Raw genomic sequence first — 22,022 nt, 5'->3', positions numbered from 1 at the left:
GTGGAGATATTAATGTAGAATCATTGTTTTGTCAGTCCTTTCCAGCGAGGTTCCTTTTGTTTCCGGCATGATCCGCCACACGAAAATGAGTTGCAAAATCATCATGATCGCGAAGAAGGAAAATGTGATTCCGCCGCCCAGATATTCGGAAATGATCGGGAAGGAAAAGGCGATGACGGCCGCCATAAACCAATGGGTGAAACTTCCCAGCGCCTGACCATTTGCACGCACTTCGTTTGGAAAAATTTCAGATATAAAAACCCAGATAACAGCGCCCTGTGAGAAGGCAAAAAAGGCAATGTAAACGAACAGGAACACCGGAACGCCCGTAAAATCCTTAATAAAAAATGCCCTGGCAACCAATCCAAGTGTGATAATGACACCCACGGAGCCAATCGCCATCAATGTGCGCCTGCCGAAACGATCTATAAAGTTGATGGCTAAAAGTGTGAAAGCGAAGTTGACGAAACCAATTCCCGCAGAAGACAAAAACGCGGCTTTTGCACCCAATCCCGTCATTTCAAAAATACGTGGACTGTAATAAATGATGGCGTTGATTCCTGAAACCTGGTTGAAAACCGCAAACAGAATGGCAAGCATTACGGGTGTTTTGTATTTGGCAGAAAACAGCCGGGCAGAAGGTTTGTCCTTTGTTTCCTCGTTTGCATTCATAATCGCAAACAATGTTTCTTCGCTCGTTTGAGGATCGATAATGTTCAGGATTTCTCTGGCTTGCTGCACGTCGCCTTTTTTCATGATGAGCCAACGCGGACTTTCAGGAACGTAAATAATGGCCAGAAGGAAAATCAATGAAGGCAAAGCCTGTACGCCCAGCATCCAGCGCCACGCATCGTCGCCCATATCCTGCATGAAGTAATTGGAGAAGTAGGCAATGAGAATTCCAAAAACGACATTGAACTGGAACAATCCAACCATTTTCCCGCGTGACTTGGCAGGAGATATTTCGGAAATGTACATCGGAGCAGCAACTGAGGAAGCACCAACGCCCAGTCCGCCAAGGAAGCGAAAGAATATGAAAACGTACCAATCTGTTGCAAGCGCTGAGCCGAGGGAGGAAACTAGGTATAAAACAGCGATCCAGAATAAGGTGGTTTTTCTTCCAAGCTTATCGGCCGGAATGCCTCCCAACATTGCGCCGAGCACTGTTCCTATCAATGCAATGGAAACGGTGAATCCATGCTCGACCGCAGACAAATCCCATAAATGCTGAATGGCTTTTTCGGCCCCCGAGATCACAGCCGTATCAAATCCGAAAAGAAACCCGCCAAGCGCAACGACGATCGACCAAACTAATACCTTACTGTTTTTCATTGGTAGTTCTGATTTTTTGTCAAAACTACCGCCACTTGCTGCCTGGAATAACTAAATAATATCTCAATAAAGTTAAACTTTGATACAGTGGTATTTTAGAAGGTTATTATAATGATAATCAGTGAATTAGCCTATTATTTAAAATTTGATACATAAGTCATCTTTCAATTTTGATACATCATGTTTAAAATTTGTATCATTTCTTATGAATTGACGGAAAGCAGAATTGAATAATTGCTTGAAAATCTTGAATAAAAATCCGGCTGTTTATGATTTCTTATATTCCATCGGGGTTTGATTATATTTCCCTTTGAAGGCCGTGGAGAAGTAGGTAGGAGAGGAAAATCCGACCTTATAGGCAATGTCAGCAATGGTCAGATCGTCGCGGCGCAGCAGGAATTTGGCTTTGTTGAGCCTTACCTGCTGAATGTATTCATTCACACTCATGCCCAGCAACGCCTTCACTTTTCGGTAAAGCTGCACCCGCGACATGCCGAGGTCTCTGCCAATGTCTTCCACGCTGAGCTCGGAATTATCGTAACGCTCCTCAATATATGCAGTGAATTGGGTGATAAATTTCTTGTCCAGCTTGTTAGGATTCATGCCCGACGAGGTTTCAATGGGCAACTCACTGGTGTAATGTTCCCGAAGCACCGACCGGTTTTTCAACAAAGTTTTAATGCTTTCCTGAACATATTGCAGGTTAAATGGTTTGGTAATGTAAGCATCGACGCCCGTTTGAATGCCTTCGATCTGCTGTTCGATGGTGGTTCTGGCGGTAAGCAAAATCACCGGAATGTGCGACGTCCTGAAATCGGATTTAAGGATCGAGCTCACGCCCAATCCATCCTTTTTGGGCAATGTCACATCACACACGATCAGATCGGGAATGTGCTCAAATGCCAGCCTTAAACCTTCTTCACCATCATTGGCAACCAGTATCTGATAATTGACATTCAGTTTTTGTTCCAAAAGCCGCACCAGATCATTGTTGTCTTCAATAAGCAAGACAGATTGTTCGTGAACTGAAACTTCCTTAGCAGAAGCATTATTTGAAGCAGGATCCTCTTCCTGAATTTCGAAGTTTTGGACCATGGAAAAATCTTCCGCGTGCCCGGTTTGTAACTCATCTTCCTGGAAATGCTTGTTACCCAGCGGCAGTTCAATGGTAAATGCGGTTTCCTTATTAGGCTGGCTGCGAACGGAAATTGTTCCTTTATGAAGCGAAATTAATTCCTTGGAAAGCGCCAGGCCGAGCCCGGTTCCCAATGCTTTATAACCACTTTCGGCTTGGTAAAAAACTTCAAAAACGTGCGCAACTTCCGATTCCGTCATGCCTATTCCGTTGTCTTCCACCGTAATCTGCGCCTGGTTATTGGAAATGGTTTTGATATACAAATAAACCCTTCCCTTATCCGGCGTGAACTTGAATGCATTGGAAAGCAAATTGAAAATCACCTTATCCAGCATTGTCGCGTCAAACCAGACCATCAATTCGGGATCGGAAGCGATTAATTGAAAATCAATCCTTCGCTTGGAAGCAATGCGTTCAAAGGCAACCATAATGTCTTTTACAAACGCCACCAGATTGTGCTCGCCAGCGCGCACCTGCATGCGGTGACTTCCGAGTTTACGGAAATCCATCAGCTGGCTTACGAGCCGGAGCAACCTCAATGTGTTTTTACGGATTAGTGAAAGTTCCTGTTTGATCAAGGGATCGCGGATCTTTTCGCTGGCTAAAACATCCTCAATAGGTGCTAAAATCAATGTAAGTGGCGTGCGGAATTCGTGTGAAATGTTGGTAAAGAATTTGAGTTTGGCCTCATTTTCAATTTCAGCGCTTTGGGCAAGTTGTTCAATTTGATTTTTCTGATCTGATATCTCATGATTCTGCACTTCCAGTCGCTTGTTGATCTTCCGGTTCTCGCGTAAAGAATAAAAAGAAATGGCCCCGAAAATGAGTGCTAATGCTAGGGTGATGGAAACGGTGTAAATGACAATGCTCTGGTTTTCAGAGATCGCGCGCTGTTCCTCAATTTTTTCCTGCCGACGTTCAATGTCTTGCTGCTGGGCCACCAATTTCTCGCTCTGCAATTTCATGATCCTGACATTGGTCGAATCGATCATGGTGATTTGCAGCCGGTTTTCCCTTTTGAAAGGCTTCTTTTGAAGAATTGAAATCGCGGTTCGGATGGCTTCTTCACCACCAGTCGGATATAGAATAGTAGCATTTAAAACATTCCTATCAACAAGATCAATGCCGCCATTTGGCCCGGTTAGGCCGTCTACACCAATGAGGCGGATCTTTTTTTCAAGACCTAAATTTTTACAAACCTTAAAAGCGGTGAGTGCGCGGCGATCATTCTGGCAGAATATAACATCAATGTCGGTATGGGTTTGCAGCAGTTTGGTCAGCGGAGCTTCAAAGGAATATTTGTCCCAATCCCCATCCAATTTTGCTGTCAATCTAATGCCCGGAAAGCGGGTGATCGTTTCCATAAAACCCTTATGGCGATCAATGTCCGCGGACGAGCCTGGCTTTTCACTGATCTCGATCACCTTTCCGGTTCCTTTCAGAAGTGTATTGGTATAAGCGCCGGCAATCTGCCCGACTTCCACATTATCAGCGCCTACGTAGGCTGTGTACTGATCAGAATTGGTGCGGCGGTCCAGAATGATGACCGGAATACCGCTCTGATAGGCTTTTTCTACAATGGGTGTAATCGGCTCTGCTTCATTGGGAGAGACAATCAGCAGGTCAATGTTTTGTTTGAGCAGTTCTTCAATTTGTGTGATTTGTGTTTTACTCTGTCCGCCCGCATCCTTCATCACAAAGTTGATCTCGGGATTGAAAGAAAGCTCGCGATACATGCTCTCCTGCATGGTTTTACGCCAGTTATCACTACCCGTGCATTGCGAAAAGCCAATCGTAAACTGCTTCGATTCCTTTTTGGAACAAGCAGTTACCATTAAACAAACCAGAACAATAAGGTTAAAGTATTTCAATGTTTTCTTGTATTCAAATCCGTTGGTTGAGGTCTATAAATGTATCACAAATGGAGTTTGAAACAAATTGAAAAGAATTGATGCGTACCTGAATTTGTCCGGGGTTTGGCTACGCAATGCCCCGATTTCACTACGCCGGGGAGTTGAAGGCTGATGAACTTTGCATATCTCAAAATTCAAAATCAATAACAACATGAAACAGTCACAAACACCCATCATGAGCTTCAGTCCGGTTGTATTACCAGTTTCCGGCCGTCACGTAGACCTCGAAATGAAAGTTTCTGCTCCTGCTAGCGGAAACAACCTGCCTGTCATTCTTCTTTCGCATGGGCATGGTCCCTCTAATTTCCTCTCTTCGTACAGAGGATATGGGCCCATGGTTGATTTTTTTGCAGCAGAAGGGTTTGTTGTCATTCAACCCACTCATCAAAATTCCCGAGCACTTGGTCTTCCGTCGTCCCTTCCGGAAGCACCGTTGTTTTGGAGTTCGCGGGTAACGGACATGCAATTTATCCTGGATCATTTAGACGAAATTATTTCCACAGTGCCGGGGTTAGCTGGAAGAGTCGATCAAGCAAAAGTTGCTGCCATCGGCCATTCCATGGGCGGCCAGACCGTGGCCATGCTGGCAGGCATGGAGGTAACCGACCCTGCAACAGGAAAAATAGTGAATGCCGCAGAGCCAAGATTGAAGGCCCGGGTGCTGATTGGCGCCTCTGGTGGACCAGAAGGATTTAACGGAGCCAATAGACAGCATTATCCTGTGTTGGCGGCAGGTAATTTCAGCACCATGACTTTGCCGGCGCTCATTGTGAATGGGGACAAAGACATTAACCTTATGTTCTCTGATGTGGACAACTGGCGTGCGGACGCTTATTATCAAAGTCCCGGCCCGAAGGACCTGCTGACCGTGTTTGGTGCTGAACACATCTTCGGTGGCATATCAGGGTATGATGCCCGCGAAACAAGTGATGAAAATCCTGAGCGTGTTGCCTTTGTATGTGAAAGCATTCTTGCCTATGTTCGGAGTACATTTGATCCGAACGATCCAAGTTGGGAAGAAGCCAGGAAAGCCCTGAACGGCGTACCAGGTGCATTAGGCAGCATCGAAAGTAAATTATAAAACAGGCATTAATATGAAGGATGAAATGTCTAACCATAGATTCATTTCGTTATCAAGGCTGCATAAGGCGCTGGACATTCCGGCACCTATGCACCCGTTGGTAAGTTTAATCAACAATGCTGATGGGACCGTTCCGCTGGAAAGACTTCCCAGTCCCCATATCCTAAATTTTTATAAGATATCCTATAAGACAAACTTTCGGGGGAAGTTTAAATATGGGCAGCATTACTACGATTTTGACGAAGGGGGAATGTTTTTTGTTTCGCCAAATCAAATCACGGGAGGCCACGCACCACTCAGTGATCAGTCCGGTTATACTTTACTTTTCCATCCCGATTTTTTACTGGGTTACGAACTCGCCAGGAAGATCAAAGCGTACGGATTTTTTTCCTATTCTATCCATGAAGCGCTGCACTTATCGGAAAAGGAAAAAACGACAATCATTTCTGTTTTCGAAAATATTGAAGAAGAATTAAAAGACAGAATTGATAATTTCAGCCAGGACGTTGTCATTTCTCAGATCGAATTGCTGCTGAATTATGCCAACCGGTTCTACAGCAGGCAATTCATCACCCGTAAGGCGGTAAGTAGCGATCTGCTTCAAAAGGTAGAAGACATTTTGCATACCTACTTTCAGTCACCACCAGACAAAAAGCAGGGGCTTCCAACTGTCCAGTTCCTGTCTGAGCAGTTAAACGTCAGTCCGAGTTATTTAAGTGACATGCTGCGATCAATAACCGGGCAAAATGCACAACAACACATTCACAACCATCTGATTGAAAAGGCTAAGGAACAACTATCTACGAGCGATGCTTCGATAAGCGAAATAGCGTATGAACTAGGGTTCGAACATCCCCAGTCTTTTAGCAAACTTTTCAAGCTCAAAACCAGTGTATCGCCCTTGGATTTCAGGCGTTCTTTTAATTAAAGCATATTGGAGGGATTGTTTTGTGAAACAACTGCCGACGTCATTAAAAGTCATCTATTTAATTTATACAAAGCCTGCACCCTGCCGCCCCACAAAAGACCTTTGTTGGAAAATTCTGTTTTACGTAATTGAGGACTAACGTAAGGACTTACCCTAAACAGGAACTTGTTCGAGCGACGCTCCAGACCCAGGTTTATTGTAATATCGTTAATAGGCTTTATTGATAATTTCGCATTGTATTCTCCTTTATCAAAGGACTGACTGTCTTTCTTATAATTGAAATGAATGTCTTTTAGGGCGTAGATGGATAGATCAGTTCCTATTCCGAAACGCAGGGCCCAATTCGGACTTAATTCGTAATGATATGCAATTGTTAAAGGGATTTGAACGAGCTGATGATTTTGTTCAATATTTAACAAATCGACATTTTGAGCTACGTAGGGCGCATACAGAGCCCTAAAATCCTGACCAGTCTTTTGACCAAACTGCTCGGCGGTGTCGTAACTGTGGCCGGTGATTTCTGCCCACCGGGCACCGGTTTGAAAACTCCATTTTGGTGTGAGCCGCAGCTCTCCGAGAAGTGCGCCTGCCACCTGCCTGTTACCCGCGTCAAGGCTTCCACCCACATAATAATCCATCTTTTTAAGAACCGACTTCATTGATTCTGAGTAATATTTAGGCTTGTCTTTGCTAAACAAAGGTAATTTCTCCGGCGTCTTTAAAACCGGTAGTTTCAAATGCGTAAATGAAAGATGAATGTTGCCAATACGGCTATTCAATATTGTCTTACCAGCTTTGAGGAAATTTTCATTATTTGTATACGGTGCTTTGTTAGCCGGATTATTGTCATTGCCCTTTATTTCGGAAGATTCTTTCTCAACAACGGCATCATCTGATCTGTAGGTATTTAATCCTGTGCCGGAAGCATTATTCCGAGCAATGGATTTTCCAACCGTACCATCGGTTTTATCTATTACCATGCCAGAGGAATCTGCTGGTTGGAAGTTTAAATTCTGTACTGATTCATCCGTAAGAGGATTATTAATTGGCTGCTGAATTTCATTATGAGGGCCCTGCCTGGTGTAAAGCAACTCCTGATGATTTTGGGCTGCAATGGTTTTTTCAATATACCGGTCAATGTATATGGTATCGACGCGTAGACTTGTTTTTTGAGCAGAATTTAGTTCAATAGAAGTGATTCTGCTTTTTAAAGAATCCAGGGAGGATAAGAGTTTTTTATTAGTTAGATTTTGAACGTAATTGAAGGATAGAGAGCCGACCAATAACGAAGCAGCCAACCCGTAAATCAGGATTTTGATCCATGAAAAACGGGGCGTCATATTACCATTCGAAGAGACATAATTATATATCCGATCGACTTCTTCATCACTTGGATCCAGACCCAATAACTTTTTCCGGAATTCGTCGTCAAATTGCTCAGTTTTCATTAAATCCCTTATTAGGCCAGTTATAAAGTTGATACAAATGCGGAAAGTTTAGTTTTATCATGGTTTGCAATTTTCGTCTGGCATCCCTCAGGTTAGATTTTGATGTTCCTTCCTGGATACCAAGCATGTTAGCTATTTCTTTATGTGAGTATCCATCAATTACAAACAGTGTGAAAACCATTCTATAAGCCGGTGGGAGGCGTTGAACCATTATTAATATTTCCTGGGCAGATATTTCACTTAAAATGTCATCACTCCAGTCCGCAACTTCCAGATTATCCAGACTTAGCTGTTCCTGCCATTTGAGATTCTTCCGGTAATGGTCAATGGCCGTATTAATAGCAATTGTTCGAAACCAGGCTTTGAAAGGTTGCGCTTTATCATAGCTATGTAAATTATTAAACACTTTTAAAAAGCAGTCGTTGACGATCTCCTCCGCTTCCTCAAAGGTAGCCGCATATCGAAGCGAAATGCTTTTGGCATATCCTGCAAATTGCCGGATCAGACATCGTTGTGCCTGAGCATTGCCACCCTTACAGGCTTCCAAAATGCTTGACAGATCCTTTTCATCAAAGAGAGCTTTCCTTCTAAATAACAATGGTAATTAGATTTAACATCATCTTCTTCCCCTTACGGAAGGTAACATGCAAAGGTGGGGTGTGATTCTATATTTTTTTTGAGACGAAAAATTTTTCAGCATTCACCCCACTATTTTTTCCGACAACCCGTAATGGCTTTTGAAAACAATGTATCCCTGTTTCGTCTCTACGTTGCGTATAGTTTCTTCCGTTGGTTACAGTGTGCCTACCTATTCGCATCACAAAGGTTCCGTCGCATAACCATTAATGGAAGATTTTGAAGGGCACATAAATAAATTTTTTAAAATATTATGAAAAAAACAAGTCAGTTCAAGCCCTTCGGGTCAAGGAAAAGGTACGCCTTATTCGTGATCATAATGTTGTGTCCAGTATTCCTTTTTGCACAAAAAAAATACACAATTAGCGGTATAGTCAAGGATGTTGGCAACGGTGAAACACTTCTGGGGGCGACTGTCCTTTTGAAAGGTACTTCCATTGGAAGCGTAACCAATGAATATGGTTTTTATTCTATCACAGCACCCGAAGGTAATTATACCTTAACCATTTCTTATTTAGGATTTACAACGTTTGAAAGGCCAATAGACCTTAAATCAAATCAAAAGCTCAACATTGAGCTCAAATGGGATAACGCCCAATTAGATGAAGTAGTCATCACAGCTGAGGAATCAATGCAAGTAGACATTGGGACACCGCAAATGAGTGTGACAAGACTCTCAAGTAAGGATATCAAACAGATACCTGTCGTTTTGGGTGAGGTAGACTTGATCAAGTCCATTCAATTGCTGCCAGGTGTAACCAACGCCGGCGAAGGCGCATCGGGCTTCAATGTACGCGGTGGTGCAGAAGACCAGAATCTGATTCTTTTGGATGAAGCAATTATTTACAACGCCTCTCATTTATTTGGTTTCTTCTCCATATTTAATGCTGATGCAATTAAGGATGTTAAACTTTATAAGGGAGGAATTCCTGCCCGTTTTGGAGGTCGTGCTTCTTCGGTACTGGATATACGGCAAAAAGATGGAAATAGTAAAGAATTTGAACTCACTGGCGGTATTGGTGCTATTTCCAGTCGTTTGGCGGCGGAAGGGCCCATGTTTAAGGACAAAGGTTCGTTTCTGATTGCTGGTCGAGCCTCTTATGTGAATATATTCTTGGCCTTGGCCAAGGAGAGCAGCAGAGCCGGATTTTACGATTTGAACCTGAAAACAAATTATGAAATCGATGAGAAGAACAAACTATATCTATCTGGTTATTTAGGCAATGATGACTTTAACCTCGCAGGACTGTTCACTAATTCGTACGGAAATCTCTCAGGAAACTTGCGATGGAATCATATTTTCAATAACAAGTTATTCTCCAATGTATCCTTAATATACAGTCGATATAACTATAACCTGGAAATTCCTATTGAGGGAATTGATTGGACCTCAGATATAAGCAATTATAACATGCGCTATGACTTGGGGTATTATGCAAGCGATAAATTAAAATTTGATTTTGGAGTAAATGGCATTTATTACAACTTTAATCCAGGCAGACTCAACCCCCTAAATGCAGATTCGGGTGTTAATCCGGAGAAATTAGACGATAAATTTGCTTTCGAAGCTGGAATTTATGCAAGTTTAGAACACAAGATTTCTGAAAGACTTACCGCTGAATATGGCTTGCGTCTTAGTTACTTTAATCGAATAGGAAAGCAAACATTAAACAATTACGCTAATAACTTACCAGTAATTTATAACAAGGAATTAGGCATTTATGAGCGTGCCGAACCCATTTCTAGTAGCAATTACGGCAAGGGGAAAAGCATAGCTACATTCAGTAATTTGGAGCCTCGGTTTGCACTTTCATATCAGCTTAACGAGAACTCTTCTTTTAAAGCAAGTTATAACCGAATTGCTCAATATCTGCATCTGATTTCTAATACCACATCAGCTACGCCATTAGATGTCTGGACGCCTAGCGGAAAGTTTATTGAACCGCAAATTGCAGACCAATATGCCATTGGCTATTTCAGAAATTTAAACGAGAATATGTTTTCGATCGAAGCCGAAGCCTATTACAAAACCATCGACAACAGGATAGATTATATTAACGGTGCCGAACTTATAGCTCAAAACACCATTGAAACCGAAATTTTGACTGGTGAAGCCCGGGCTTATGGCTTAGAGTTTCTATTGCGGAAGAACCAAGGCACTTTTACAGGCTGGGTGGCGTACACATTGTCAAAATCGCAACAGCGCACACCCGGAGGAGCAGCTGGCGGAGCAGGCATTAACAACGGGAAATGGTATAACTCTAACTGGGACAGAACCCACGACTTTGAATTTACCGGAAGTTATAAACTTAACGAAAAATGGCGATTTGGGGCCAATATGGTATTCCAGACCGGGCGACCCGTTACCTATCCTAACGGACAATTTGTATACAACGGATTATCCGTCGCGACTTATTCCGAAAGGAATGCAGACCGATTGCCTGCCTATCACAGACTAGACCTTTCTGCAACCTTAACACCGCAAAAAAATAAAGATAGAAAATGGCAAGGCGAATGGGTATTTGGCATATACAACGCATATAACCGAAGCAACGCAGCCTCAATTTCTTTTGGTCAAAATCATAAGACAGGCGTAACAGAAGCCACTCGTACTTCCATATTTGGTATCGTCCCTTCAGTAACATACAATTTTAATTTTTGAAATAATGAAAAACATGAATATATACGGCAAATTAGGGACACTCTTTTTCCTTTTAGGGTTATTAAGTTCGTGTACCGATGTCATAGATGTTAAAGTCCCAAACGGCGGCGCACGATTGGTGGTTGATGCGTCTATTAAGTGGCAAAAAGGTACAACGGGAAAAACACAAACCATTAATCTAAGAAAATCAACTGCTTTTTTGATAAGAATCCGGATGTCCCTGTTACGGGTGCCTCAGTAACAGTAACCAAAGAAAACGACGGGTCTGTAGTTGTGTTTGCCGACCAGAATAATGGTAGTTACACTGCAACCGACTTTATTCCGGAAATAAACGCATCGTACACGCTGAAAATCCTTTCCGATGGCAACTCTTACACAGCAACAGAAACCTTGATTGCAGCACCTGTTATTAATCGGGTTGAGCAAGCCATTGAAGGTTCTGATGGTGACACAGAAATTGTCCTTCAGGTATTTTTTAACGACCGCGTTGCTGTTTCAAATTATTATTTAGGCGAATTTACTCCGTCTAATTTACCACTGCCATCTCTTTCAGTTATCAGCGATAAATTTTCAGATGGCAACGAAAATTATATTGAGAATGATAACGAAAACAATGTTGCCGGAGTAACCGTAGGAATTAATGTTTATGGTATTTCACGAAGATATTACGACTATTTAAACATATTGATTCAGCAATCCGGAAGTGATGAAGGCGGGCCTTTTCCAACTATCCCTGTACAGTTAAAAGGAAACTGTTCTAATGTCAATGATACTAATGAAGAAGTATTGGGGTATTTCAGGCTGGGTGAGTTTGATACTACATCATATACGATTAAGTAGCCAGCATCCCCAACTGAACAAATTAGGTACACGGTTTTCCCCGTTTATATCTTCAAATCAATATCTGCGTACTAACATTCAATGAGCGCTTCCATTTGCTTACCGGTTGACTGGCGTAAAAAAGTTTACGAGGTTTCCGTCTGGATCGCGAAACAACATAGAGCGGTTTTCCCAAGGCATTGTTGTTGGTGTTTGAACAATGTCATCGCCAAGGAGGTCTGCCAGCCTGTGATATTCTGCGTCTACATCGTCCACAAGAAACTCCAAAATGATCGATTGATTGGATGCCGGGACGGCCAGATGGCTTCCTCCAAAAAGATCCAGAGTCCGGGTGCTGCCGATCGCCAGTACGATTGATGAGGTGTGTAATTCCGCAAAATCCGCTGTATGCTGAATAAAGGATAAACCCGTAATTTGTTCATAGAATGCAATTAGAGGTTGGATGTCTGCGGTTATAATTCGGATGGATGCAAATTTCATAGGATGGAATGTTTTCTCAAAATTAAAATGCGGAAATGACAACAGTATGTCAGCAGCTATGGTGGTAATGTCGTATCAATTTGGAGAAGCAGCCTGAAAAGATTGAAAACAGATTCAGCAAATGCTGGCGGGCGTCTCCATCTATTTACAAGCACATACGCCGGGTATAGGTATGAATACTCTAGCTGGTTATGCCGCTTTTGTCGCGTTTTACTTCCTGCTGGCGGCATTTCGTTTAAGTAAAATGATCAAGAGAATGCCGGGCCCGTTGTAAGTCCCGCTGATCTCAGCCTTTACTGCTGCCTTCGTATGAATGGTGAAGTACTGCGTCAAGTTCGCATCGTAGGAAAACAGGTGATAGTCGAATGCGCTGGACAGATAAGCTGATTTTTCCCGCAGCCTGTAAGCGCCGCCCATCACATTGATATCCCACCAGCTGCCCGGCTGAAATGCTGCTGATAAACGGACACCTGAATTCGCGCTTAAACCCAGGTTTGCATGCGTTCCATAATAAAGCTTCGTCTGATTGTCCTGCACATTGATGTTGGTGAAACATCCTGGATTGAGGTGTAATAAGCTGTGATACTGTATTGTTGCTTATAAGTATAGCTCAGCTCTGCATTTTGTACAAATGCAGGTTGCAGGGCAGGATTACCAACATAGAAATTGAATGGCGAGGAAAGCCGGAGGCGCACGCTATGGCCTGAAAGCAGGCGGAACCTATGTGGCGTTTGCATTGCCGTAGCCAATAATAAATTTATCAAAATGGAAAAATACTTACTTTGGCAGAGCCTCAAAGCACATTTCCTGCAATTCAAAAAGCAACTCGCCTTATTATGCTGAATGCTACAACTAAAAATTACCGATGGCTCATTGTTGTCCTGCTTTTCACGGCCACGACAATCAATTACCTTGACAGGCAGATCATTTGTTTACTCAAACCGATTTTAGAAAAAGAATTCGCTTGGACTGAAACCGATTTTGCACGGATTGTCATGGCTTTTACGGCCGCCTATGCCCTGGGTCTGCTGCTTTTCGGCTGGCTGATCGATAAGATCGGCACGAAAATGGGTTATTCGATCACCATTGTTTTTTGGAGCATTGCGGGTATGTTGCATGCTGTCGCAAGGAGCGCATTTGGTTTTGGTCTGGCGCGTGTGGGACTCGGTTTGGGTGAAGCCGGAAATTATCCTGCGGCAGTCAAGACGGTTGCCGAATGGTTTCCGAAAAAAGAGCGTGCGCTGGCAACGGGACTTTTTAACGCCGGCACAAGCGTCGGCGTGGTGGTTGCATTGCTGCTGGTGCCCTGGATATTAAACCATTATGGCTGGCAGGAAGTATTTTGGATTACCGGAGCACTCGGCTTTGTCTGGCTTATTTTCTGGCTGATTTACTACGATATTCCTGCTCAGCAAAAGCGCCTGAGTGCCCAGGAACTGCATTACATTGTCAGCGGACAGGATCAGGATGAAAACGATGCCGAGAAGCAGCGTGTGAAATGGATCAAGCTTTTTACATTCCCACAAACGTGGGCCTACATTACGGGAAAGGGCCTTATTGATCCTATTTACTGGTTTTTTCTATTCTGGTTACCCTCGTATTTCGCATCCACATTTGCTTTGGACCTTAAAAAGCCAAGCCTCGAATTGATGCTGATTTATACCGCAACCACCATCGGCAGCATTGGCGGCGGCTATCTTTCTTCGTGGCTTATCAAAAAAGGGTGGCCTACATTAAAAGCCAGAAAAACGGTTCTCTTGGCATTCGCAGTATTGGAGTTATCGGTAATCCTGATCCAGTTCGCAGGTGACGTCTGGGTCGCAGTCGGCCTGATCAGCTTTGCCGTGGCATTGCACCAAGCCTGGGCAACCAATGTATTCACATTACCGTCCGATCTTTTTCCCAAACAAGCCGTGAGTTCTGTTGTCGGAATCGGCGGGATGGCAGGTGCAGTTGGCGGAATTTTGTTTCCCATGTTAATCGGCAGCCTGCTGGACAGCTACAAAGCAGCCGGGAACCTGCAAGGAGGATACAACATCATTTTCACAATCTGCGGTTGCACATATTTGATCGCCTGGCTCATCATTCATATGCTGACCAAAACGGCGAAAGTTGTGGAGCTGGACGAGTTGCGTTAATGGCCTAGGGTTCTGATCTAAGGATCACTTTCGCCTCCTTGTCGTCATACTCCGCAATCAATTTCGTGAGCTGCTGTTTCAGTGCAAGCGTGGTCTTTTCATATCCTTTTTTGCCGTATACATTGCTTTCCTCTGAGGGATCTTTGTTCAGATCAAAAAGCTCCCATGAATTGACCCGCTTGTAAAAACGAATGAGTTTGTAATCCTTCGTGCTCACCCCAAAATGCGGTGAAACCGAGTGCTCACCGTTTTCATAATAATGATAATACAATGCCTCCCGGCCTTTGACAGCTTTATTTGCTAAGAAGGGCAGCATGGATTTTCCCTGCATATCCGATGGGATCGCAAGCCCGGCCGCATCCAGAAGCGTAGGCGCTATATCCAGGTTCATGACCATTTGACTGCTGTTTGTCCCTGGTTTAATCACGCCCGGAAATTGCATCAGCAGCGGAGTACGGAATGATTCTTCGTACATAAACCTTTTGTCAAACCAGCCGTGTTCGCCCAGGTAAAATCCCTGATCCGACATGTAGATCACAATCGTATTTTGATCCAATTCGTGTTTTTCAAGATAATCCAGCATGCGCCCGATATTGCGGTCGAGCGACTCGGCCGTGCTGTAATAATCCTTCATGTAGCGCTGGAATTTCCACTCTGCCAGTGCTTTGCCGGTCAGGTTTTTTGATTTCAAGTCAGCTTCAATCGCTCCATAATAAGCGTCAAACTTCGCTCGCTGCGCCGGATTCATCCTGTTTACGGTGGGTTCGCCTTTTGAGCTGTAACTGAGCATTTTCAGGTCGTATGCCATTTGCATTGTTTTGTCAATGCTCATATCCTGCACTGCGGCAGCACTTCTGGTTTTGTATTGATCATAAAAATTTACTGGAACTGGGAATGTCAGCGAATCATATCGGCCAAAATCCACCGTATCCGGCAGCCAGGTTCTGTGCGTCGCCTTGTGGCCGACCACCAGGCAAAATGGCTTGTTGGAATCACGTAAGTCCAGCCATTCTTCGGAAATATCCTCGATCAGATTGGTAACATAACCTTCTTTTCTAATGCTCTTTCCGTCCATTCCGATAAATTCCGGATTATAGTAAGAACCCTGGTCGGGCAACAGATTGAAAAAGTTAAATCCTTCCGGTTTGCCTGCGAGGTGGATCTTTCCGATCCAGGCTGTCTGATATCCGCCGGTCTGCAAATGTTTGGCAAAATTGTCCTGGCTATGGTCGAATTGGGAGGTTTCGTTGTCCTTAAAACCATTCTTGTGGCTGTATTTGCCAGTGAGTATTACCGCCCTGCTGGGTCCGCAAATGGAATTAGTAACATAAGCTTTGTCCAGGCGGACACCTTTCTGTGCAATGCGGTCAATGTTGGGCGTTTTAACAAGCTTGTTGCCATACGCGCTGATCGCCTGAAAAGCATGATCGTCCGAAATAATGATGACAATATTCGGCTTCGGGCGTTTGGCAGGTAGGTTTTGCGCCTGAATGTTCTGGGAAAAGATAACAAGGATAAAGCCTGCGATTCGGCAGGCGTTTTGCAGCATTGACAAAGGCCTCATTTTAGAAAAATCTGATGGGTTTAGGATAGTCGGTTATTCGAAAAGACACAAAGCCTGCATTCGCCGGCGATGCGGTTACTCTCCACCTTGTCTTCGAGCGAGCTTGCATGTTGTGTATTATGTCTGACAAAAGTGGTGGTTTTCTTCCAATCCGCAAAACTGATTTAAATGGATGTACCAAAAAAGCCTAGCCTGTTAAGCTTGTCTCCACACATGCAGTTTTTTCGAGCTATCTTATCCCAATAAGTGTTTTCTTGTGGAAGTCAGATTGGGCTACAATAAAGCCGGATTTGGCTATCTATGCATTCAGGTTTCTGCCGAGCTTTGCTTTGTACTTAAAACAATAATCATGCGGATATTAGTAACAGGCGCGACGGGTGCGTTGGGAAGTGCAGTGATCGAAACGATGCTGAAAAAGATCCCGGCCAGCAGCATTGCCATTCTTACCCGAAAAGAGGAAAGGCGATTGTCGTTTCAGGAAAAAGCATTCCGGGCGTACTTAGGCGACTTCGAAGATATGCCTTCGCTTGACCATGCCATGAAAGATGTAGATAAGGTCTTACTAATTTCAGCTAGCGACGAAGGCGATCGGGTGCAGCAGCACCGCAATGTTGTGGATGCAGCGAAAAGGGCAGGAGTAGCGGGCATCGCCTACACGAGCCGTTCGTTGCGGGATAGGAATAACCTTTCTAACCCTTTGATGATGGACCATTTTACCACCGAAGACTATATACGGGAAAGTGGCTTACAATACACCATATTTCGGAATGCTTTGTATATGGACGTGATTCCGCTGTTTGCTGGCAAACAGGTATTCGACACCGGCATTGTCCAGTCCGCCGGAATGGGAAAGGTTGCATTTGCGCTTCGACAGGAAATGGGCGAGGCGATCGCGCATGTAATGCTGGACGAACCATGCGAAAACAAGACATACCTGCTTACAGGCGGGGAGGCCTATTCGTTCGATGACGTTGCCCGGGCATTGACTGAGCTGTCGGGAAAAGAGGTGCGCTACACCTCGGTTGAAAGTCAAGCGTTCGAAGATATACTGGTTCAGAAAGGCATTCCGCAGGCAATGGCAAGAAAAATTACCGATTTTAATGCTGATATTCGAAACGGGCAGGAATCCGTAGTGACCGCCGATCTGGCCCAAAAACTTGGGCGTCCACCCGCTGCACTTAAGGAAGGGCTAAAATTACTGTTTGGGTTATAAACGATCCCTTTGTTATGAAGTCAATTGAAGCACCAAGGCACATTCGCACCATCACCGAATATCATCGATTGATGCAATTGCCCAGACCTGAGCACCCGCTCATCAGCGTGGTGCGATTTGAGGATATCAAAGCGCAGCCTGCCGTGGCTCCGAAAAGTATCAGCCATCACTTTTACACAATCGCGCTCAAGAAAAACGTCAACTCCAAAATCAGATATGGCCAGCAGGACTTCGATTTTGACGAGGGCGTTATGGTGTTTATGTCGCCCAGGCAAATTCTGTCGGTGGAGTCTTCCGGCGAAGAGGAATTCAAACATACCGGATGGCTTTTACTCATCCATCCTGATTTTTTATGGAATACCACCTTGTCGGGCAAAATAAAGCAGTATGAATTTTTCTGCTATCATCTCCGGGAGGCACTACACCTTTCTGAAAAAGAGGAAGCGCTGGTTGTGGGCCTGATGCAGCAGATCGAGCAGGAGTACCACGCCAATATGGATGCATCGAGCCACCACGTCATGATTGCGCAGCTTGAATTAATGCTCACGTACGCAGAGCGATTTTATCAACGGCAATTCCTAACTCGCAGGATTTCGAACCATACTATCCTGGAACGGATGGAGAAGTTGCTAACCCATCGTTTCAAAGACGATATCCTGGCAGCCGAAGGTATCCCGACAGTCGAGTCTGTGGCCGAGGCATTGAATCTGTCCCCGGATTATCTAAGCCGTCTGCTGACAACACTGACCAAACAAAGCACCAGGCATTTCATACAAGACAAGCTCATTAACCTGGCAAAAGAAAAACTTTCCACCACCGACCTGTCAGTGAACGAGATCGCCTTTCAGCTGGGATTTGAGCATCCTCAGTCGTTTAGTAAATTGTTCAAGAATAAGACGCGCTATTCACCGGTCGAGTTTAGGCAGTCTTTTAATTAGTTAAGGCAAGCTTTTTCACCTAACACACTTTCACCAGCGAAATCCTGGCACAGCCTGATAGCAAAAAGCCCCTCAACTTGCGTTGAAGGGCTTTTGTAGCCGCAACGGAACAAATGTCGAACCAGATGCTAATAGATTTAAAAAAGTTGGCAGATATAAGTATCTATAAATGAGTAGATTAGGTTATTTGATAATGTTGCGAATGTATCTTGACTGAGACTAAACTCTTGGTACATGAGGTTGTTACACAGCGGGTGTTTGCGAAGCTGCCAGAGGTTGCTACGGGATGAGGAAGTCATGGCACCGTATTTTCTCGCGAGGTTAACGATGTTAAAAATTAAGGCATTTCATCAGAACTAAGAATTTCCTTTAAATCTTGTTTTGAAAGCGGTTTGGGATAGAGCTTTTTAATCACCGGATAAGATCGAGCTTTAATCTTGTCACTTGCATCTGTAGAGGAGGTGATCATGTATAATTTGAATTTATCACTGGCAACAATATTTAGTTGTTGCAGTCTGTCTAAAAATTCCCATCCATTTAAAACGGGCATATTAATATCCAAAAGTACAACAATGTAATCGGTTATATTTTGTAGTTTTTCTATTCTCAATAAACCAACCTCTCCATTTTCGCATTGATGGCAAGTAATTGAACTATCAATGTTGTGCACCATTCTTTGGATGACTAATCTAACAATTGGATCGTCATCTACAATGACAATAGCTTTATTCATTTTTTCAAGTTAAATGTTGCGCCTTTTCAACTACGTCCTTTATAATTTCATCCAACTCGTTAGCGGAATCTCTTAAATGTTTTAACCACATTAAAGTGTCATCCAGATCTTTGTTGTTATCATCAATAGCATTCATAATTGCGAGCATTCTCGCAAGGGGTGCCCGAACAATATGTGACTGAGTCCACGCAATATTTTTTAGTTTTTCATTCTGTGTTTCAATTTGTCCGACATATTCTAGTCTGCTTATCTCAAATTTTTTTCGCTCTGAGATATCATTCATAGCACCTACCATACGGGTAGGATTTCCATTTTCATCTCTAATTACAATACCCCTATCAATCACATTGGCAAAGGTGTCGTCATTTTTTTTGTAACGGTATTCGGAGATCCAGTTGGTTTGGCGAGGATTCTCAAGCGTTCCATAAATACTTTGTAATACCTGTTTCCGATCCTCAGGATGGATATGATTTGTCCAGGACTTTAATGTTGGAGTAATCTTTTCAACCTGGTATCCAAACAGACTACCGAAACCGGGCCCCCAATAGAGTGTATCTTCTAGGATATTCCAATCCCATATCGCATCATGGGTCGCCTCGGCGACTTTTTCAAAGCGTTCATTGGAGTGAAGCAAGCGTAGATCCGACTCTTTTCTTAATGTAATGTCCTTAAAATAGACGGAAAGTCCGGTGCTTGATGGATACACCGTCACTTCGAGCCATACTTTCAATGCCGGATAAAACTCTTCAAAAGTCAAATTTTCCTGAGTTTTTGCTGCTTTGTGATATTGGCGATAAAAGTCAGTCTCTATTGCGTCAGGATATTCGTCCCAAAGGTTTTTACCAATAAGGGTGTCCCTTTTCCTGTGTAAAACCTTTTCGGTTTCTTTGTTCAAATAGGTTAGTACCCAATCTTTGTTTACTGTGAAAAAAGCGTCTCCGATACTTTCCAGGATATTAATTTTTTCCTGATAGGCTTTATCGAGTTTTTCTGCGGCCTGCTTACGTTCATCTATATTCTTAAAGTATGCTGATATGCCACCATGTGATGGATATGCATTTATTTCATACCATTTCCCATTCCCCGGATAATGGTATTCAAAGGATTCTTTCTTTTTTGAACGGGCAACTCTTTGATAAATTTTCCGAATGACAGTATCTGCACTTGCTGGGAATACTTCCCAAATGTTTTTGCCTAAAACATCTTCTGTCTTCTTTAACAGCAGGTTCTCGGCTTCTTTATTAAAATAAGTAAATTTCCAATTTTTATCCACTGCATAAAAAGCGTCAGATATACTTTCCAAAATCTCACGCATCTGAAGCGCCAGCAACTTGGAACTATGGATATCCTGAAAACTTCCGATTATTCTCTGGCATTTTCCATGAATCATTTCAACATTTCCAATAGCCCGAATCCATCTTTCTTTCTTTTTTTTAGTAACTATCACAGCTTCAAAGTCAAATGCTGCACCCGTCTCGATACTTTTTAATATAATCTCATTTACAATTGATCGATAATCATTTCGGTAAAAACCAAGGGCTGTTACTAAATTAGGGATGAACGTTTCCGGATTTGTTTCGTGCAGTTCGTGAACCATCGTCGACCAGTAAATTTTGTCATTTACTACATCAAGTTCCCAACTTCCAATTTTAGCCAATCCTGAAGCCTGTTGGAAAAACACGTTATTGAAGTCATGTTTGTTGTTTTCCATATCTCAACTGTTTTTTCCATGCTCTTCATACCTGAACATAACGGTCTCCGGCCTAATCAATGCACGATTTCAGGGCGAAAAAAACTTCACGATTACATCGGCCCGATCAGCTCCACAAATGTCCCGTCCGGATCCTGGACCAGTACGAAGTGTGAATCTTTCGTCAGAGGCGTAGGTGTGTTGCCCAGGAAAGTCACGTTTTGCTCCTTCAGCCTGTCAATGATGGGTTTTAAGGATTTGACCTGAATGGTGATATACTGCGGACCTGTATCGTCCTGAATGAATTTTGACTTTGGATGACCTGCCTTTTTGCCAAAACTCATCAGTTTCCAATCGGTGCCTTCGGGGCTGTTTTCAAGTTTAAGAACGTTTACGTCAACCGCTTCACCACCTGTTAAACCGCCTCGTTTACCGAATTCTGCATTGATTGTAAAATTGCCGGTTTTGACCATGCCGATCCCTTTTATATAGAAATCCAATGAGCGTTGCAAGTCTGCTACCACGACGCCGACTCCGATGGATTTACTTGTAAAATTGGATTGTGCGTGAACGAGACCGCCAAAGAGGAGTGTAGCAAGGAGTAACAGATTCTTGAAAGTGGACATGCTGATAAATTATTTATTTTGAAAATAGGATCACTGCCGCATCTAGATTTTCTATGAAGAGCCTAAACACAATTATTATGAAGGGTAATACTCAATGTTTTACTTGACTGCTAGTAAGTCGACCATTTCAAGGACCGGATCAGCTACAAGCAGGTCTGGCGCATTTGCCATCAATGCTTTGGCGATCTCGCCTCCCAAATGTGCCTCCCTGCCTTCCTGAGTTTCGAATGTATCGAAAATTCCGAATGTGGAAGGACCTATTTGCAGGGCAAACCAGCTGATGGTACCTGCTTCCTCCATCGCCAAAGGCAAGGCGCCTTTGAGAAAGTCCGCGACGTCTTGTTCTTTACCTGGCTTAGCTTCGAGCCTTGCCAGAATTGCCAATTTTACCATAACTGTTTGATTAATTTAAATGAAATGAAATTAATGCATCCTTGTGATGGGATGGTATTAAAGGCAAGCGTTAATCTTTGGGATTATACTGCTGGTATTGGTTCAGAAGTAAAAATATACGGTGCAGTACTTCTGCCGATGTCTCACCAACCTTAACTACTTTAACATTCGATTACGCAACCATCAAATAAAGTTGCGAGCTTTGCTTAACACGGGCTTCCAGAAAAACTACTACGAAAGCGCTGGGGCTATTTCAAAGTGCATTTTATCCC

The 22,022-nt window shown here is 43.4% G+C and carries 17 protein-coding genes and 1 pseudogene; 7 read left to right on the top strand and 11 right to left on the bottom strand.

All coding sequences use genetic code 11. The features are described 5' to 3' along the window. Nucleotides 1–9: 9 nt before the first annotated feature. Complete coding sequence (locus tag NFI80_RS11045) at nt 10–1,332, bottom strand: sugar porter family MFS transporter (RefSeq protein WP_235163035.1); 1,323 nt, start codon at nt 1,330–1,332, stop codon at nt 10–12. Nucleotides 1,333–1,599: 267 nt separating this feature from the next. Next, nucleotides 1,600–4,338: a substrate-binding domain-containing protein gene (locus tag NFI80_RS11040; RefSeq protein ID WP_235163036.1), complete on the bottom strand. Its 2,739-nt coding sequence runs from the start codon at nt 4,336–4,338 to the stop codon at nt 1,600–1,602. Between the two features lie 193 nt (nt 4,339–4,531). On the opposite strand from NFI80_RS11040, the gene NFI80_RS11035 reads away from it, so the two are divergent. Both NFI80_RS11035 and NFI80_RS11030 read left to right on the top strand, forming a co-directional pair. Next, nucleotides 4,532–5,461, top strand: a complete 930-nt coding sequence (locus NFI80_RS11035; RefSeq protein WP_235163037.1) for an alpha/beta hydrolase family protein — start codon at nt 4,532–4,534, stop codon at nt 5,459–5,461. A gap of 25 nt (nt 5,462–5,486) precedes the next feature. After that, nucleotides 5,487–6,389, top strand: coding sequence for a helix-turn-helix domain-containing protein (locus NFI80_RS11030; protein WP_235163038.1), 903 nt, complete (start codon nt 5,487–5,489; stop codon nt 6,387–6,389). A 50-nt stretch (nt 6,390–6,439) separates the two neighbouring features. On the opposite strand, the gene NFI80_RS11025 is transcribed toward NFI80_RS11030, so the two are convergent. Beyond that, on the bottom strand, nt 6,440–7,837 hold the full coding sequence (locus tag NFI80_RS11025) for a hypothetical protein (RefSeq protein WP_235163039.1): 1,398 nt from the start codon (nt 7,835–7,837) through the stop codon (nt 6,440–6,442). Then, nucleotides 7,827–8,435, bottom strand: a complete 609-nt coding sequence (locus NFI80_RS11020) for an RNA polymerase sigma factor (RefSeq protein ID WP_374759638.1) — start codon at nt 8,433–8,435, stop codon at nt 7,827–7,829. The genes NFI80_RS11025 and NFI80_RS11020 overlap by 11 nt, the downstream gene beginning before the upstream one ends. A 291-nt stretch (nt 8,436–8,726) precedes the next feature. Here NFI80_RS11020 and NFI80_RS11015 point away from each other — a divergent pair, with 291 nt between their 5' ends. After that, the gene (locus NFI80_RS11015) at nt 8,727–11,135 is read left to right on the top strand and encodes a TonB-dependent receptor (protein ID WP_235163040.1); all 2,409 of its coding nucleotides are present in this window, start codon (nt 8,727–8,729) and stop codon (nt 11,133–11,135) included. A 186-nt stretch (nt 11,136–11,321) separates the two neighbouring features. After that, nucleotides 11,322–11,975, top strand: coding sequence for a DUF4249 family protein (locus NFI80_RS11010; protein ID WP_235163868.1), 654 nt, complete (start codon nt 11,322–11,324; stop codon nt 11,973–11,975). 99 nt (nt 11,976–12,074) lie between these two features. Here NFI80_RS11010 and NFI80_RS11005 read toward each other — a convergent pair whose 3' ends face one another. Both NFI80_RS11005 and NFI80_RS25745 read right to left on the bottom strand, forming a co-directional pair. Further along, the gene (locus tag NFI80_RS11005) at nt 12,075–12,455 is read right to left on the bottom strand and encodes a VOC family protein (protein WP_235163041.1); all 381 of its coding nucleotides are present in this window, start codon (nt 12,453–12,455) and stop codon (nt 12,075–12,077) included. 210 nt (nt 12,456–12,665) lie between these two features. After that, nucleotides 12,666–13,192: pseudogene (locus NFI80_RS25745) on the bottom strand (outer membrane beta-barrel protein). 99 nt (nt 13,193–13,291) lie between these two features. Between NFI80_RS25745 and NFI80_RS10995 the strand changes: the two are divergent. Then, nucleotides 13,292–14,593 carry an MFS transporter gene (locus NFI80_RS10995; RefSeq protein WP_235163042.1) on the top strand — a complete coding sequence of 434 codons (1,302 nt, stop codon included), beginning with the start codon at nt 13,292–13,294 and terminating at the stop codon, nt 14,591–14,593. Between the two features lie 4 nt (nt 14,594–14,597). On the opposite strand, the gene NFI80_RS10990 is transcribed toward NFI80_RS10995, so the two are convergent. Next, nucleotides 14,598–16,142 carry a sulfatase family protein gene (locus NFI80_RS10990; protein WP_235158497.1) on the bottom strand — a complete coding sequence of 515 codons (1,545 nt, stop codon included), beginning with the start codon at nt 16,140–16,142 and terminating at the stop codon, nt 14,598–14,600. Nucleotides 16,143–16,506: 364 nt separating this feature from the next. Between NFI80_RS10990 and NFI80_RS10985 the strand changes: the two genes are divergently transcribed. Next, complete coding sequence (locus NFI80_RS10985) at nt 16,507–17,370, top strand: SDR family oxidoreductase (RefSeq protein WP_235158498.1); 864 nt, start codon at nt 16,507–16,509, stop codon at nt 17,368–17,370. A 14-nt stretch (nt 17,371–17,384) separates the two neighbouring features. Then, nucleotides 17,385–18,308 carry a helix-turn-helix domain-containing protein gene (locus tag NFI80_RS10980; RefSeq protein WP_235163043.1) on the top strand — a complete coding sequence of 308 codons (924 nt, stop codon included), beginning with the start codon at nt 17,385–17,387 and terminating at the stop codon, nt 18,306–18,308. Nucleotides 18,309–18,645: 337 nt separating this feature from the next. Here the strand turns inward: NFI80_RS10980 and NFI80_RS10975 are convergent, their stop codons facing one another. From NFI80_RS10975 to NFI80_RS10960, 4 genes are all read right to left on the bottom strand, one after another. Continuing rightward, the gene (locus NFI80_RS10975; protein WP_235163044.1) at nt 18,646–19,041 is read right to left on the bottom strand and encodes a response regulator; all 396 of its coding nucleotides are present in this window, start codon (nt 19,039–19,041) and stop codon (nt 18,646–18,648) included. Nucleotides 19,042–19,045: 4 nt separating this feature from the next. After that, entirely contained in the window at nt 19,046–20,752 is a 1,707-nt protein-coding gene (locus NFI80_RS10970; protein WP_235161463.1) for a PAS domain S-box protein, read from the bottom strand. A 92-nt stretch (nt 20,753–20,844) separates the two neighbouring features. Further along, nucleotides 20,845–21,357, bottom strand: a complete 513-nt coding sequence (locus tag NFI80_RS10965; protein WP_235163045.1) for a VOC family protein — start codon at nt 21,355–21,357, stop codon at nt 20,845–20,847. Between the two features lie 99 nt (nt 21,358–21,456). Continuing rightward, on the bottom strand, nt 21,457–21,750 hold the full coding sequence (locus NFI80_RS10960) for a putative quinol monooxygenase (RefSeq protein WP_235163046.1): 294 nt from the start codon (nt 21,748–21,750) through the stop codon (nt 21,457–21,459). Nucleotides 21,751–22,022 lie beyond the last annotated feature (272 nt).

The sequence above is a fragment of the Dyadobacter chenhuakuii genome, assembly GCF_023821985.2.
GTDB lineage: Bacteria > Bacteroidota > Bacteroidia > Cytophagales > Spirosomataceae > Dyadobacter > Dyadobacter chenhuakuii.
Note: the sequence above shows the minus strand (reverse complement) of the source record. Positions and strands in the feature narration are given on the sequence as shown.